Origin of the sequence: Streptomyces lincolnensis (assembly GCF_001685355.1) — a bacterium.
Lineage (GTDB): Bacteria > Actinomycetota > Actinomycetes > Streptomycetales > Streptomycetaceae > Streptomyces > Streptomyces lincolnensis.
The window spans coordinates 7,798,063-7,812,839 of record NZ_CP016438.1 but is presented as its reverse complement, the minus strand read 5'-3'; the positions used below and the strand labels follow the sequence as shown (position 1 = coordinate 7,812,839).

12 protein-coding genes and 2 pseudogenes are annotated in these 14,777 nt (G+C 74.5%); 7 read left to right on the top strand and 7 right to left on the bottom strand.

The annotated features are described in order from the left end of the window. Positions 1-39: 39 nt before the first annotated feature. Positions 40-1,260 (top strand): cytochrome P450, encoded by a 1,221-nt coding sequence (locus SLINC_RS34540; RefSeq protein ID WP_067441708.1) that lies wholly within the window; start codon positions 40-42, stop codon positions 1,258-1,260. Here the strand turns inward: SLINC_RS34540 and SLINC_RS34535 are convergent. The 5 genes from SLINC_RS34535 to SLINC_RS34520 are packed head-to-tail and all read right to left on the bottom strand — an operon-like array spanning position 1,250 to position 7,304. Further along, entirely contained in the window at positions 1,250-4,399 is a 3,150-nt protein-coding gene (locus SLINC_RS34535) for an ATP-binding protein (RefSeq protein ID WP_067441703.1), read from the bottom strand. The genes SLINC_RS34540 and SLINC_RS34535 overlap by 11 nt on opposite strands. 13 nt (positions 4,400-4,412) lie before the next feature. After that, positions 4,413-4,541, bottom strand: coding sequence for a hypothetical protein (locus tag SLINC_RS50085; RefSeq protein WP_257785189.1), 129 nt, complete (start codon positions 4,539-4,541; stop codon positions 4,413-4,415). Next, positions 4,538-5,287 carry an FAD:protein FMN transferase gene (locus SLINC_RS34530; protein WP_067441700.1) on the bottom strand — a complete coding sequence of 250 codons (750 nt, stop codon included), beginning with the start codon at positions 5,285-5,287 and terminating at the stop codon, positions 4,538-4,540. Before SLINC_RS34530 ends, SLINC_RS50085 begins: the two co-directional genes overlap by 4 nt. Before the next feature lie 6 nt (positions 5,288-5,293). Beyond that, positions 5,294-6,007 carry an FMN-binding protein gene (locus SLINC_RS34525; protein WP_067441697.1) on the bottom strand — a complete coding sequence of 238 codons (714 nt, stop codon included), beginning with the start codon at positions 6,005-6,007 and terminating at the stop codon, positions 5,294-5,296. Between the two features lie 10 nt (positions 6,008-6,017). Further along, complete coding sequence (locus SLINC_RS34520) at positions 6,018-7,304, bottom strand: ferredoxin reductase family protein (RefSeq protein WP_067441694.1); 1,287 nt, start codon at positions 7,302-7,304, stop codon at positions 6,018-6,020. 203 nt (positions 7,305-7,507) lie between these two features. Between SLINC_RS34520 and SLINC_RS34515 the strand changes: the two genes are divergently transcribed. The 3 genes from SLINC_RS34515 to SLINC_RS34505 are packed head-to-tail and all read left to right on the top strand — an operon-like array spanning position 7,508 to position 10,724. Further along, a complete protein-coding gene (locus SLINC_RS34515; protein ID WP_225988288.1) occupies positions 7,508-8,206 on the top strand; it encodes a response regulator transcription factor in 699 nt (232 codons plus the stop codon). Next, a complete protein-coding gene (locus tag SLINC_RS34510) occupies positions 8,203-9,675 on the top strand; it encodes a sensor histidine kinase (RefSeq protein ID WP_067441688.1) in 1,473 nt (490 codons plus the stop codon). The genes SLINC_RS34515 and SLINC_RS34510 overlap by 4 nt, the downstream gene beginning before the upstream one ends. Positions 9,676-9,728: 53 nt before the next feature. After that, positions 9,729-10,724 carry an NAD-dependent epimerase/dehydratase family protein gene (locus tag SLINC_RS34505; RefSeq protein ID WP_067441685.1) on the top strand — a complete coding sequence of 332 codons (996 nt, stop codon included), beginning with the start codon at positions 9,729-9,731 and terminating at the stop codon, positions 10,722-10,724. A gap of 57 nt (positions 10,725-10,781) precedes the next feature. Here the strand turns inward: SLINC_RS34505 and SLINC_RS34500 are convergent, their stop codons facing one another. Both SLINC_RS34500 and SLINC_RS34495 read right to left on the bottom strand, forming a co-directional pair. Continuing rightward, positions 10,782-11,894 carry a sensor histidine kinase gene (locus SLINC_RS34500; protein WP_067441683.1) on the bottom strand — a complete coding sequence of 371 codons (1,113 nt, stop codon included), beginning with the start codon at positions 11,892-11,894 and terminating at the stop codon, positions 10,782-10,784. A 2-nt stretch (positions 11,895-11,896) separates the two neighbouring features. Then, positions 11,897-12,604: a response regulator transcription factor gene (locus SLINC_RS34495; RefSeq protein ID WP_067441679.1), complete on the bottom strand. Its 708-nt coding sequence runs from the start codon at positions 12,602-12,604 to the stop codon at positions 11,897-11,899. A gap of 111 nt (positions 12,605-12,715) precedes the next feature. On the opposite strand from SLINC_RS34495, the gene SLINC_RS34490 reads away from it, so the two are divergent. The 3 genes and pseudogenes from SLINC_RS34490 to SLINC_RS50515 all read left to right on the top strand — a co-directional run. Then, the gene (locus SLINC_RS34490; protein ID WP_067441676.1) at positions 12,716-13,414 is read left to right on the top strand and encodes a glycosyltransferase family 2 protein; all 699 of its coding nucleotides are present in this window, start codon (positions 12,716-12,718) and stop codon (positions 13,412-13,414) included. Further along, a pseudogene (locus SLINC_RS34485) lies at positions 13,411-14,010 on the top strand (TIGR04282 family arsenosugar biosynthesis glycosyltransferase); the annotation flags it as partial. The gene SLINC_RS34490 and the pseudogene SLINC_RS34485, both read left to right, overlap by 4 nt. A 224-nt stretch (positions 14,011-14,234) precedes the next feature. Next, positions 14,235-14,750, top strand: a pseudogene (locus SLINC_RS50515) (class I SAM-dependent methyltransferase); the annotation flags it as partial. Between the last annotated feature and the right edge of the window lie 27 nt (positions 14,751-14,777).

Genomic DNA, 14,777 nt, shown 5'->3' with positions numbered 1-14,777 from the left:
ACGGGCTCCGCACACCCCTACCGCAGAAGGACACTCGCCATGGCCGCCGTGCACCTCACTCCCGAACTCGTCGAGCATCCCGTCGGCGCCTATGCCGAACTCCGCTCCCGTCCCGGCCTCGGCCACGTCGTCCTGCCCGGCCTCGCCACGCCCGTACGCCTGGTCACCCGGCACGACGACGTGCGGGCCGCGCTGGGCGAACCGCGCCTGGTCCGGGACCGCTCGGCCATCGCCGACTGCGAACTGCCCGACCCGCAGGCCGAGTTGCTCGCGCAGGGCATCGAGGGCCTCCCGCCCGAGTACGCCACGTATCTCTCCGGCCATCTGGCCCTGTTCGACGGTGACGAGCACGCCCGTCGGCGCGGCCCGCTCACCCGCGCCTTCACCGCCCGCCGGGTGGCCGCGCTGCGCCCCTTCGTGGAGCGGACGGCACAGCAGTTGATCGAGCCGCTCGCCGAGCGCGGACGGGCCGATCTGCTGGGCGAGTTCGCGTATCCGCTGAGCACGGCCGTCATCTGCGCGCTCGTCGGCGTGGACGCGGCGGACCGGGACCGGGTGTGCGGGTGGATCCGGGACTTCGCGTACGGCGACGGCGGCCGGGCCCTGGAAGGGCTCGGCGGGATCGTGGAGTACACCAAGGACCTGGTGGCCCGGCGCCGTGTCGAGCCGACGGACGACCTGGTGTCGGCGCTCCTCGCGGACGGCGGCCTGACCGACGACGAGATCGTCGGCGTGTTCTTCCTGCTCATCGACACCGGCATCACCCCGCCCGCCCTTTTCCTCGCCCACGCCGTCCTCGCCCTGCTCGACCACCCCGACCAGCTGGAGCGGCTGCGAGCCGACCCGGAGCTGCTGTCCCGCGCGGTCCCCGAACTCCTGCGGTACGTCACGCTGGTGCGCGTCGGCGCCACGCTGTACGCCACCGAGGACTTCGTGTTCGCCGGTACCCGGCTGCGGCGGGGCGAGGCCGTGACGGTGGCGCTGTTCGCCGCCGACCACGATCCGGCCGCCTACGACGTCCCCGAACGCCTCGACGTGACAAGGGAGTTCGGGCGCGGCGACGGCCATCTGGCCTTCGGGCACGGCCCGCACTACTGCATCGGCGCCGCGCTCGGCCGCCTGGTGACCGGTGTGGTCTTGGAGGAGCTTGTCGTACGACGCTCCGCGGCACCGGAGTTGGCCGTGGACCGGGCCGACGTGCCGTTCGGGCACTGGCCCGGCGACGGCTTCCATCTGCTGCGCCTGCCGGTCAGGCTGTGACCCGCCCCCGCACCAGATCGAGCGCCGCCGCACGCATCCCCGCCACGTCCAGGGCGGCGTACGTGGACACCGCGTCCTCGTAGGCGGCCCGGTCGGCGTGCTCGGCGGACCGGCGGGCGCGGGCCGTGGACATCGTCGGCTGGAAGGTCCGCAGGCAGCGAAACCGCTCGGCGAGCGCGATCAGCCGTACGCCGCCCGGGTCCCCCTTCGCCAGATCGGCCGTACCGAGCGCGAGCAGCAGCGCGCCGCACAGCGGGAACTCCGTCGGCGGGACGGCCGAGGAGCGGTCCAGCAGGGTGGCGAGGCGGGCCGGGAAGGTGGCGAGGTGGCGGTCGACGACGTCCGTACGGCCGTGCCGGGCGTGCGCGATCACGGCGGCCGCCTGGAGTTCCGGCAGCCAGGTGGCCACCAGCTCCTCACCGCCGGGGGTCGTGCCCGAGGGGTGTTCCATGCGGTCCAGGGCCCGGCGCCACAGTCCGAGGCCCGTCTCCACGTCGCCGCGCGCGAGTGCCATCTCCGCACGGGCGCCCAGGTCGGGGGTGAGCGGGTCGGGCGCGGCGCCCTCGGGCTGGTGCCGCAGCGCCTGCTCCAGCCAGTGTTCCGCCGCGTCGAGGTCGCCGGCCTGGAGGTGGGCGAGCATGACACCCCAGCGCAGTCCGATCGAGTCGGTCCACTCGCCCGACTCCTCCAGGGCCGTGAGCGCGTCCCGCATCGGGGCGATGGCCTCCGCGCCGCGCTCCAGTTGGAGGCAGAGTTCGGCGAACCGGGCGCCCGGCCAGATCCGCAGCAGCGGGCCGTTGCGGTCGTCGGCGGTGTCGAGCATCCGGCGGGCGGCGGCGAGGGCGAGGTCCGGCCGCTGGTCGTACTCCCACACATAGCTGGCGACGCCGTTGGCGAGGCAGGCGACGAGCGGGACATCGCTGGCGCACAGCGCGTCGAGGACACCGCGGCCGCCGGGCGCGAGGGCCTCCGGCAGGGCGCTCAGCACGGTGGCCAGGGCCCGGAGCAGGGTGTCCGGCGGGGCGGGCGGCAGGCGGCGCAGCGCCACGAGGGGGCGCGCGGCGCCGGGGCCGATGCCGACGAGGGCGTTGGCGGTCAGCAGGGCGGTGGCGGTGCGGGTGGGTTCGACGTACTCGGGGGCCGGCCGGTAGTGCGAGAGCACGACCGCGGTGTCCTCGGCCAGCGCCGCCAGCCGGGCGTAGTGGGCGCCGGCCTCGGTGCTCCACAGTCCGGCCAGTACGGCGGTGACCGCGGCGGTGGTGTCCTGGTCCGCGCGGGCGAGCGCGAGCCGCAGGGCCTGGAGGAGGTTGTCCTGCTCGGCGCGGACCAGGTGCCAGGAGGCGAAGGCGTCGGCGCCGAAGGCCGCGTCGTGGTGGGCGGCGCCGAAGTCCCTGGCCCAGGTGAGGAACCGCCCGGTGACCGCCGCGTCCTCCCCGGCCCGCTCCCGGTGGGCGGCCGCGAACTCCCGTACCGTCTCCAGCATCCGGAAGCGGGTGCCGTACGGGGTGTCGGTCACCTTGAGCAGGGAGTGGTCGACCAGCTCCTCCAGGACCTCCAAGGTGTCGGGTCCGCCGACGAGCCGGTCCGCCGCCTCGGCGGTGAAACCGGCCGGGAGGACGGACAGGGCGCGCAGGGCGGACCTCCCTTCCTCGGCCAGGAGGTTCCAGCTCCAGTCGACGACGGCGTGCAGGGTCCGGTGCCGTTGCGGCGCGTCCCGGGGGCCGCCGCGCAGGAGCGCGAAGCGGTCCCCCAGGCGGCGGGAGATCTCCGCGACCGACATCACCCGCACACGGGCGGCGGCGAGTTCGGTGGCGAGCGGCAGACCGTCGAGGTGGCGGCACAGGCCGGCCACGGTGTCGGCGGGCAGGTCGACGTCGGGCCGGGCGGCGCGGGCACGCTGCTCGAACAGTTCGACGCTGGTGGCCAGGTCCAGTTCGGGCAGGGCGTGGACGGCCTCGGAGGACAGGCCGAGGGGGGCGCGGCTGGTGGTGAGGACGCGCAGGTCCCCCGTGCGGGAGACGAGCGCCTGGACGAGGTCGGCGACGCCCTGGACGACCTGCTCGCAGTTGTCGAGGACGAGCAGCGCGGGCCCGGCGCCGAGGGTGCCCAGGATGCCGGTGATCACGTCACCGCCCCCGGCGCCGTGCCGGGGCCCCTCGCCGACGCCCAGCGCCGAGGCGACCGAGGCTGCGACCTCGTCGTCCCGGCGGACTCCGGCGAGCGGCACCAGGTGCACGATCCGCTGCTCGGCGTCCCGGGCCACGGCACCGGCGAGACGGGTCTTGCCGAGGCCGCCGGGGCCGACGATCGAGGTGACCCGGGAGCTGTGCAGCAGCCGGGTGACGGCGGCGATGTCTGCGGTGCGGCCGAGCAGGGGGTTCGGTTCGTGCGGGACGCCGCGCCGGACGGCCGGGGCCTCGCCGCGCAGCAGTTCCTGGTGCAGTTCCTGGAGGGCGGGGCCGGGGTCGGTGCCGAGTTCGTCGCGCAGGCGGCGCCGGTAACGGTCGTAGGCGGCGAGGGCGGCGGGGGCGCCCGTGGTGGCCGTCCGGCAGCGCATCAGTTCCAGGAGCAGTTCCTCGTCACGCGGGTGTGCGTCGGCCAGGGCGGCGAGGGGGCCGGCGGCCTCGGCGCGGCGGCCGGTGCGGGCGAGGGCCAACGCGCGGTGGCGTACGAGTGCCTGGTGGGTGGCGGCCCGTTCGGCGCGCAGGGCGGCCAGGGGATCACCGGGACCGGCGTCCTCGTCGGTCCCGGCGCCGTCCCACAGGGCGAGCCCCTCCTCGGCCTCGGCGAGGGCGCCCGCGTGGTCCCCGGCCCGCGCCTTGACCGCGCTCTCGGCGGCGTGCAGCAGCAGGGCGCCGGTGTCGACCTGGTCCTCGCGCAGGGTGAGCCGGTAGCCGGTGGGGGTGCTCTCGATGACCTCGGCGCCGAGATGCCTGCGGGCCCGCGACACCAGGATCTGCAACGCCTTCGTCGGGTTCTCCGGCCGCTCCTCGGGCCACAGCCCCTCCACCAGGCGGCCGGCCGCCCGGCCGCTCCGCAGCTCCCCGGCGAGCAGCGCGAGCAGCCCCCTGATCCGCGGCGCGGTGATCTCCCGCCCCCGGTGGGAGACCGACGTCAACAACGTCAACTCGATGGTCACCGGGCCAGGTTAGTCAGGAAGGCCCGCGCAGGGCGTGCCGCCGGGGTGCCCGGCGGCCCCGCCACGGCAGCCAGGCGAGCACCGTCGCCGCCCACCCCAGGGACCACAGGGCCGCGAACAGCACCTCCGCGCCGGTGCTCACGCCACCGCCGTCCCCGCCCGGGCGGTGGGGAAGCCCGGGGTGCGCAGGACCTGGCGGTCGGCGTCGACGGCGAAGACCTCGCAGCCGTCCAGGGAGGCGGCCCAGTCGACGCCCTCGGCGCCCATCGCGAAGGCGGCCGTGGCGACCGCGTCGGCCTCCGTCAGGGTCGCCGCCACGACGGTGAGGCTGAGCAGGCCGGTCGCGGGGCGGCCGGTGCGGCCGTCGATGATGTGGTCGCCGCGTTCGTAGCGCGCCGAGGTGGCGACCGCGGCGTCGGTGAGTTCCAGGACGGTGCACAGCTTGTCGGCGTGCTCGGGGTGCCGTACGCCGACCCGCCAGGGCCCGCCGGCGGCGACCACGTCACCGCCGGCGTTCAGGCAGAAGCGCCTCGCCCCGGCGGCCGTGAGCAGCTCGGCCGCCCGCTGCACCGACCAGCCCTTGACGACCGCGCAGGGGTCGAGGCCGCGGCCGGGCAGCCGGGCGTCGAAGGCGCCGCCGGTGGCCAGACGGTAGTGCTCGCAGAGGTCGAGGACCTCCCGCAGGTCCGCGCCGAGGTCGGCGGGAGACAGTTCGCCCCGGCCCAGCCGGGAGACCTCGCTGTCCTCCTTGAACGGGCTGAAGCGGGCGTCGACCTCGTTCAGCCAGGCGAAGACCGCGTCGGCGGCCTCGGCGCCCCGTTCGGCGAAACCCTCGTCGTCGACCCGCAGCGAGACCGGGAAGCCCATGACGTGTTCGACGCGGTGCATGACGGGTCAGCCCTTCGCGTCGATCGCGGCCTGGAGGGACTCCTTGTAGGCCTCGCTGGTGATCGTGGCTCCGGACACGGTGTCGATGTCCGCGCTCTGCGCCTCCAACGTCTCCGCGACCAGCTTCGGCACCGCGGCCGTCGTCTGCGGATGGTTCGGCTGCTGGAGCATCCTCACGGCCGTGATGTCGTCGCCCTCGAAGGTCACCTGGACCTGCACGGTGCCCTTCTCCGTGTCGAGCGCGGGACCGTCCACGGTCCGGGAGGCGGTGGCCTCGGAGGGGGACGGCGAGGCGGAAGAGGCGGCGGCCGTCTTCGCGTTGTCGTCGATCGTGGCCTGGAGGGACTCCTTGTACGCCTCGCTGGTGATGGTCGCGCCGGACACGGTGTCGATGTCCGCGCTCTGCGCCTCCAAGGTCTCCGCGACCAGCTTCGGCACCGCGGCCGTCGTCTGCGGATGGTTCGGCTGCTGGAGCATCTTCACAGCCGTGATCTTCGTGCCGGAGAAGGTCGTCCGGACCTGCACCGGCCCCTTCTCCGTGTTCAGCGTCGGACCGGTGACCGTGCGGGAGGAGGAGTCCGACGACGAAGAGGAGTCCGACGAGGAGGACGGGGACGGTGCGGCGACCTGGACGGTGGACGTGTGGGCCGAGGGTTCGTAGAGCCAGACGGGCACCAGGCCCGCGATGCTCAGGACGACGACGGGTATGGCTCGTTTCACGGTGACTTCCTCATCCCGCCAGGCTGAAGCGTTCGAAGTGGATCTGCGGCTTGGGCACGTCCAGCTCGCGCAGGCTGCCCAGGACCGCGTTCATCATGGGCGGCGGTCCGCACAGGAAGACGTCCCGGTCCCCGATGTCCGGCACCATCCGCAGCAGTTCGGCCGGAGCCAGCTTGTCGGGGACGGCCGGCCCGGTCACCAGGTGCACCTCGTGGCCGCGGACGAGGGCGAGGTCGCGCAGTTCGTCGTAGAGGACCGCGTCCCGGTCGGTGGCGACGCGGTAGATGACGACTGCGTGGCCCTCGATCTCCTCCAGGAGCGCCCGGATGGGCGTGACGCCCACGCCGCCGGCGATGAGGACGGACTCCGGGCGGGTGCGGTGCAGTGCGGTGAAGGCGCCGTAGGGGCCCTCGGCGAAGACGCGGGTGCCGACCTTCACATGGCGCAGGGCGGCGCTGCCGGCGCCGGCCGCCTTGGCGGTCAGGCGCAGGGTGCGGCCGTCGGGCGCGGCCGACAGGGAGAACGGGTTGGCCTGCCACCAGCGGTCGGGGGTGAGGAAGCGCCACAGGAAGAACTGACCGGCCCGGGCGGGCATCCGGTCGAGGTCCTTGCCGGTCATGTGGATCGAGACCACGTTGTCGGACTCGTGGACGACCGCGGTGACGCGCAGCTGGTGGCGCCAGTTCCGCCACAGCGGGAGGGCCAGCCGGCCGAGGAACACCGAGCCGAGCGCGACGCCCCACACGCCGTACCAGTAGGCCGTGGCGACGGACGAGGAGGCGAAGGAGGTCCCGACGGCGACCTGGTGGGTGAAGGCCAGCACCACGGCGACGTAGGTGTACAGGTGGATGAAGTGCCAGGTCTCGTAGGCGAGGCGGCGGCGGGCGTAGCGGGCCGAGACGGCGCCCACGACGAGGATGATGCCGAACGCGACGATCGCGCGGAGTACGCCCTCGGTGGTCTCGGCGAGGTCGATGATCTGGCTGACCGGGCCGACGCCGGTGCCCTCGGCGTAGCCGAAGGCGATGAAGACGACGTGGGCGAGGAGCAGCCACAGGAGGCTGAAGCCGGTCCAGCGGTGCCAGGCGGTCAGCCGGTCCATGCCGATCCGGCGGTCGAGCCAGGGCAGCCGGGCCACCAGCACCAGCTGGAACGCCATCACGAGCGCGCCGTAGAGTCCGGCGAGGCGGCCCATCACGATGAGCGCGTTGGAGGCGAAACCGGCCTGCGCGAAGAAGTACGCGACCACGGCCATGTTCGCGGCGAGCACGGCGTACAGACCGGTGCGGGCCACCACCCTGGGGCGTTGTATCCCCGTGGGCGGCGCGGGGGGCGATTGGACGGCAGTCACGTACGAGCTCCTTGATCGGGTCCGGGGTATCGAGCATGTCCGGGGGGAGCTGTCGGTTTACTGTCGTACAACTTTCAAGTGGTTATCGATGTGGTCCCCCGGGGGCACCTGCCTGCCGGATCGGGGACGGCGTGCCGCACTATGTGCAGGTGGACAAAGTACGACTCCTCGTCGTGGACGACGACCCGCCGATCGCCGATCTCGTCGCGACGGTCGCCCGGTACGAGGGCTGGGACGCGGTCACCGCGAACACGGGCGAGGAGGCGCTGAGCCGCGCCGCGGAGTTCCATCCGGACATCGTGGTGCTCGACCTGATGCTGCCCGACCTCGACGGCTTCGGCGTGCTCGACCGGCTGCGCCGCTCCGGGACGATGGTGCCCGTGGTGTTCCTCACCGCCCGGGACGCGGTCGCCGACCGGGTGGCGGGGCTGACCCGGGGCGGGGACGACTACCTGGTCAAGCCGTTCGCGGTGGAGGAGCTGATGGCCCGGCTGCGGACCGTGCTGCGGCGCAGCGCCGGACCCGGCTTCCAGCGCTCGGTGCTCCAGGTCGCGGACCTGACGATGGACGAGGACACCCGTGAGGTGCGGCGCGGCGAGCGGCTGCTGACGCTCACCCCGACCGAGTACGAGGTGCTGCGCTACCTGATGCGCAAGTCGCCGACCGTGCTCACCAAGGCGCAGATCCTCGACCACGTCTGGGAGTACGGCTTCGGCGGCCGCTCCAACGTCGTGGAGCTCGTCGTCAGCCGGCTGCGCCGCAAGCTGGACGAGCCCGAGGACGGCCGGGAGCCGCTGATCCACACCGTGCGCGGCTTCGGCTACGTGCTCCGGCAGGCCTCCCAGTGATCACGCGATGCAGGCGGGCGTACAGCAGACTGCGCCTGGGCACCCGGCTGGCGCTGGGCGTCGGGGTGCTGTCCCTGGCCGTGTTCGCCATCGTCGGCACCGCGCTGACGACGTACATGCGGGACTATCTGTCGGCCCAGCTCGACACCCAGCTGGCGCAGGCCCAGATCGCCCAGTCCAAGAGCATCGCGGACTACGGCACGCTCTCGGGCAAGAAGTACTACAGCTGGTTCTACGCCGTGTACGACGTGCCGGGCGGCGGCGCCCCGCGACTGCGCCGGCCGGAGGACCCCGCCGACCTGCCCCAGGACGTCGACGACTTCACCGCCATGGCCCGGGCCCAGTCCACCGCGCACACGGAACTGCTGCGCACCGAGCATCTCGGGGACGTGGGCGACTACCGGCTGCGCGCCTGCGAGGTCGAGCCCGGGGTGATCCTGGTCAGTGCGGCGCCGATGGACGACATCGACGACACCGTACGGCGGCTGATCACGGTCCAGGTCGTCGCCTTCGGGCTCGCGCTGCTGGGGCTCGTGGTGGCCGGCCGCAAGATGCTGCGACGCGGCCTGAAGCCGCTGAGCGACATGGCCTCCACCGCGCACGGCATCGCCTCGCACAACCTCACCGAGACCGCGGCCCGGCTGCCGCTGCGCGCCGACAAGCGGGGCGGCGGCCCGGAGGTCGAGGAGCTGCGCACGGCGTTCAACACCATGCTGGAGCACATCGACGACTCCCTCGCGGTCCGCGCGGAGGCCGAGCAGCGGCTGCGCCGCTTCGTCGCCGACGCCTCGCACGAACTGCGCACCCCCCTGATGTCCGTACGGGGCTACGCGGACCTCTTCCAGTACGCGGCCGCCAACGCCCCCGAGGAACGCGACAAGCACCTGGCGAGGCTGCGCGCCGAGGCGGCCCGGATGGGCTTCCTCCTCGACGACCTGCTGCTGCTCGCCCGGCTCGACGCGGCCGAGGTGGAGACCCCGCTCCGGCAGACGGAGGCGGACCTGGTGGAGCTGGTCGAGAACGCGGCCGACGCCTTCCGCGCGAGCCGCCCGGACCGTCCGCTGACCCTCGCGCCGGGCCCCGAGGCGCTGAAGCTGCGCCTGGACCCGCAACGGATCCGCCAGGTCCTGGACAACCTGCTCACCAACGCGGCCGTCCACACTCCGGCCGGCACCGAGGTGACCGTGGCGGTGCGTGCCGGGTCCGGCCGGGCGCTGGTGCGCGTGACGGACGCGGGCCCCGGTATCCCGCCCGCCGACCGCGACCGGGTCTTCGACCGCTTCTACCGCGTCGACAAGGCCCGCAGCCGCGACCGCGGCGGCAGCGGCCTCGGCCTGTCGGTGGCCCGCTCCCTGGTCCGGGCGCACGGCGGCACGATCGAGCTGAGCAGCGAGCCGGGAGCGACGGTGTTCACGGTGGTCCTGCCCCTGTCCCCGAACATGTCCCCGGACAGTCTTACGAAGCCGTGACGTGACGGGCGCGGCCCGGTCGGCCGGACCGGTCACGGCCCTAGCGTGACGGTATGCGTGTACTGGTCACCGGCGGCGCCGGTTTCATCGGGACCCCTGTCGTCGAAGCCCTGCGGGCCCACGGGCACGAGCCGGTCGTCCACGACGTCCGCGCCGACCCGGCGGCGGACGTACGGGACCCCGAGGCGGTCCGCCGCGCCCTGCGGGGCGTGGACGCGGTGTGCCACCAGGCGGCGATGGTCGGCCTGGGGGTCGGCTTCTCCGACGCGGCGGAATACGTCTCCCACAACGACCTCGGTACGGCCGTGCTGCTCACCGGGATGGCCGACGCGGGCGTCCGGCGCCTGGTGCTGGCCGGGTCGATGGTCGTGTACGGCGAGGGCAGGTACACCTGCCCCCGGCACGGCGTGGTGCGGCCCGGCCCCCGGGCCGTCGCCGACCTGGACGCCGGACGCTTCGAGCCCCGCTGCCCCGAGTGCGGGGCCGAGCTGTCCCCGGGGCTGGTCGCCGAGGACGCCCCGGTGGATCCGCGCAACGTCTACGCCACGACCAAGCTCGCCCAGGAACACCTGGCGGCGGCGTGGGCACGGGCCACGGGCTCCTCGGCGGTGTCGCTGCGCTACCACAACGTGTACGGCCCGGGCATGCCCCGGAACACCCCGTACGCGGGCGTCGCCTCCTTCTTCCGCTCGGCGCTCGCCCGGGGCGAGGCCCCGCGGGTCTACGAGGACGGGCGCCAGCGGCGGGACTTCGTGCACGTACGGGACGTGGCCGCGGCCAATGTGGCGGCGCTGGAGACACCCGCGCGCGAAGGCGTGCTCACGGCGTACAACACCGGCAGCGGTGAGCCGCACACGGTCGGCGAGATGGCCCGGGCACTGGCCGGGGCGTACGGCGGCCCGGAGCCGGTCGTCACCGGGGAGTACCGTCTGGGCGACGTACGGCACATCACGGCGGACTCGGCCCGGCTGCGGGCGGACCTCGGCTGGAAGGCCGAGGTCGGGTTCGAGGCGGGGATGCGGGAGTTCGCGGGCGCCGAGATGCGGTAGCCCGCGCGGGACCGGTGGTGCCGCCCGTCGCGGGAAGCGGGCGGCACCACCTCGGGCTCAGGAGCCGGCCGCCGGCAGCACCACCTCGAAGCGGCAGCCGCCGGGCACGTTGCACACCGTGGCGATGCCCTGGTGGGCCTCCACGATGCCGCGCACGATGGCGAGGCCGAGACCCGCGCCGGCGGGCGGGGTACGGGCGTGTGTGCCGCGCCAGCCGGTGTCGAAGACGCGGGGCAGGTCCTCCTCGGGGATGCCGCCGCAGCCGTCCGTGACGGACAGGACCACGCCGTGCGGGCGGCGTTCGGCGGCGATCGCGACCGTGCCGTCGGCGGGCGTCCGGCGGATGGCGTTCACCAGCAGGTTGCCCAGCACCCGGCTCATCTCCTTGCCGTCCACCTCGACCGGCACCGGCTCGACCCGGTGGCCCACCAGCCGTACGCCGTGCTCGCGGGCCAGCGGGTCGGCGCCCGCGAGCGCGTCGCCGATGAGGTCGTACAGCGAGATCCGGCTCGGGCTCAGGGCCAGCGTGCCCGCGTGGATGCGGGAGAGCTCGAACAGGTCGCCGACCATGCCGTTGAGGCGTTCCACCTCGGTGCGGATCTGCCTGAGGTAGCGGGCGGGGTCGGTGGCGACGCCGTCCTCCAGGGCCTCGGACATCGCGCGCAGGCCGGCCAGCGGGGTGCGCAGGTCGTGCGAGATCCAGGCGACGAGTTCGCGCCGGGAGGTCTCCAGGGCGCGTTCGCGTTCCCGGGACTCGGCGAGCCGGGCGCTGGTGGTCTCCAACTCACGGCTCAGCGCGGCGAGTTCGGCGGTGGCCGGGCCGACCGGTGAGGTGAAGTCGCCGCCGTCGCCGAAGGAGCGGGCGGCGAGCGCGAGGGCGTGGCTGCGGGCGACGACCCAGCGACCCAGCAGCAGGGCGGTGACCATGGACACCACGGCGGCCATCGCGACGACCATGGTGACGACCTTGAGATCGTGCGCGGACAGGAACATCGCCTGCGCGACCGCGAGGGTGCCCGCGAGCATCGCGGTGACGGCGACGGCGGCCACCACGGCGAGATGCAGGGCCAGCGAGCGCCGCCGGATCAGCATCAGCACATACGCGCCGAGGAGTCCGGCCGCGGCGGCGCCGAGGAAGGCGAACAGGGCGATGAGGAGGGTGTCGCGCATGGTCACGCCTCTCCGTCGAAGCGGTAGCCCACGCCCCACACGGTCTGGATCAGCCGGGGGCGCGCCGGATCGTCCTCGACCTTGCCCCGCAGCCGCCGGACATGGACGGTGACGGTCGACAGGTCGCCGAAGTCCCAGCCCCACACCTCCCGCATCAGGTCCTCACGGCCGAACACCCGGCCCGGGTGGCGCAGCAGGAAGGCGAGCAGGTCGAACTCCCTGATGGTGAGCGCGAGTTCGGTGCCGTCCTTGGTGGCGCGGCGGGCTTCGGGGTCCAGCACGAGCCCGGCGGCGCGCAGGGCCGCCGAGGGCCGGGCGGGGCGGGTGCGGCGCAGCACCGACTCCACCCGCAGGACCAGTTCGCGGGGGCTGAAGGGCTTGGTGACGTAGTCGTCGGCGCCGACCTCCAGGCCGAGGATGCGGTCGTCCTCGTCACCGCGCGCGGTGAGCATGATGACCGGGACGGGGCCGCGCCCGCGCATCCGGCGGCACACTTCGAGGCCGTCCATGCCGGGCAGCATCAGGTCGAGGACGACGAGGTCCGGCCAGTGCGCGGCGGCCCGGGCGAGCGCGTCGGGCCCGTCCCCGGCGCGGTCCACGACGTATCCGGCCCGGTCCAGGTATCCGGAGACGACCTCGGCCACGGTGGGGTCGTCGTCCACGACGAGGACCCGGGCCCCGGCCTGCGCGTACGGCTGTTGCTGCTCCATGCCGCCAGCCTCGCACCCTGCGCGCGCGGGTGCGTCCTCCCGCCTCCGACGTCCTTGTTTCGTAAGGAGCTGGAGTCCGTTTTGCCCATTTTGCGCTCGTAGGGTGAAGGCGTGACCACCTCTTCCCATCCTCCTACGGCCTCCGGGTCCGTGGACGTCGTGCTCCCCTGTCTGGACGAGGCCGAGGCGCTGCCCTGGGTCCTGGAGCGGATCCCGCCCGGCTGGCGCGCTCTCGTCGTGGACAACGGCTCCACGGACGGCTCGGCCCGTGTCGCCCAGGCCCTCGGCGCGAGCGTCGTCCGCGAGGAGCGGCGCGGTTTCGGCGCCGCCTGCCACGCGGGACTGGCCGCCGCCACGGCCGACATCGTCTGCTTCTGCGACTGCGACGCCTCCCTCGACCCGGCCGACCTGGTGCCGTTCGTGAACTCGGTCCGCACCGGCGAGGCGGACCTGGTCCTCGGCCGGCGCCGTCCGCAGGCCCGGGGCGCCTGGCCGCCGCACGCCCGCGCGGGCAACCTCGCCGTCGCCCGGCTGCTGCGCCGCCGTACCGGGCTGAGGCTGCACGATCTCGGCCCGCTGCGGGCCGCCCGGCGCGAGCCGCTGCTCGCGCTCGGGCTGACGGACCGGCGCAGCGGCTATCCGTTGCAGATGGTCGTCCGGGCCGCCGACGCGGGCTGGCGGATCGCCGAGCACGACGTGCCGTACCGGCCCCGCACCGGCGCCTCCAAGGTCACGGGCACCTGGCGGGGCACCTGGCAGGCGGTGCGGGACATGAGCCGCGTGCTGGCCGAGAAGGGGGTCCAGGCATGATCACCCTCCTCGTCATCGCCAAGGAGCCCCGGCCGGGCCGGGTGAAGACCCGGCTGACGCCCCCGTTCACGCCCGAGGAGGCGGCCGCGCTCGCGGCGGCCTCCCTCGCGGACACTCTCGACGTGGTCGCCCGCACCCCCGCCGGCCGCCGGGTGCTCGTCCTGGAGGGCGAGCCCGGCCCCTGGCTGCCGCCCGGCTTCGAGGTCGTACGGCAGTGCGCGGGCGGCCTCGACGAACGGCTGGCCGCCGCCTTCGCGGGCTGCGACGGCCCGGCCCTCCTCATCGGCATGGACACACCCCAGGTGACCCCGGAGCTGCTGACCGTGGACTTCGCCGACTGCGACGCCTTCTTCGGCCCCGCCGAGGACGGCGGCTTCTGGGCCCTGGGCCTGGCCGAACCCGACCCCTCACGACTGCGCGGCGTACCGATGTCCACCCCCCATACGGGCGCCGCCCAACGCGCCCGCCTCGCGGACCTGCGGGTCCGGGACCTGCCGCGCCTGCGGGACGTCGACACGGCGTACGACGCCGACCTGGTCGCGAAGGAGGCCCGGGGCGGACGGTTCGCGACGGAACTGGCGCGGCTCACGGCGGCGCGCGGGGCGGGCCGGACGCCCCAGGGCACCCTTGCGGGCGAGACACGGCCGGCGGCGACGACCACGCCCGACGGACAGGACGCGGCAGGACCGGCACACGACACGGCGGGGCGCGAGGCGGGCGGAGCGGTCCCGGACACTCCTGCCCGCGACGCACGGACGGCCGCGCCCACGCACGACGGACGACACGCGGCAGGACCGGCGTCCGGTACGACGGTGCGGCGATGAGCGGGGCGAAGGGGATGGCGGTGCGCGTCGGACGGCAGGCGGAAGCCGCCGCCCCGGCGCACCGGCGGCCGGCCGCCGACGCCGCCGGGCCCGGCACCTCCGTCGACGACACCACCTGGTCCGCGGATCCCTACTCCCGGGCACTGCGTACCGGCCGGGGGCCGCTGTTCCTGCGCCGCGCCGACGGGTGGCTGCTCCTGCTGGAACTGGAGCGGTGGTGTGCCGACGCGGACGAGGCGGATCTGGAGGTGCTGCGGCGCTGCGAGGGCGCGGTGCTGGACGTGGGCTGCGGGCCGGGGCGGCTCGTCGCGGCGCTGAACGCGCGGGGGTGGCCGGTGCTCGGCATCGACGTGAGCGAGGCGGCGGTCGCGCGCACGGTGGCGCTCGGCGGGCAGGCCCTGCGCCGCTCCGTCTTCGAGTCCGTGCCCGGCGGGGGCCGCTGGGGAACCGCGCTCCTGGTCGACGGCAACATCGGCATCGGCGGCGACCCGCACGCCCTGCTGACCCGGATGGCCGAACTGCTGGCTCCCGGCGGCCTG

Coding starts and splice junctions, on each gene's coding strand:
- SLINC_RS34530 (WP_067441700.1), bottom strand. CDS start 5,287: ATGCACCGCGTCGAACACGTCATGGGCTTCCCGGTCTCGCTGCGGGTC.
- SLINC_RS34505 (WP_067441685.1), top strand. CDS start 9,729: ATGCGTGTACTGGTCACCGGCGGCGCCGGTTTCATCGGGACCCCTGTC.
- SLINC_RS34500 (WP_067441683.1), bottom strand. CDS start 11,894: ATGCGCGACACCCTCCTCATCGCCCTGTTCGCCTTCCTCGGCGCCGCC.
- SLINC_RS34495 (WP_067441679.1), bottom strand. CDS start 12,604: ATGGAGCAGCAACAGCCGTACGCGCAGGCCGGGGCCCGGGTCCTCGTC.
- SLINC_RS34540 (WP_067441708.1), top strand. CDS start 40: ATGGCCGCCGTGCACCTCACTCCCGAACTCGTCGAGCATCCCGTCGGC.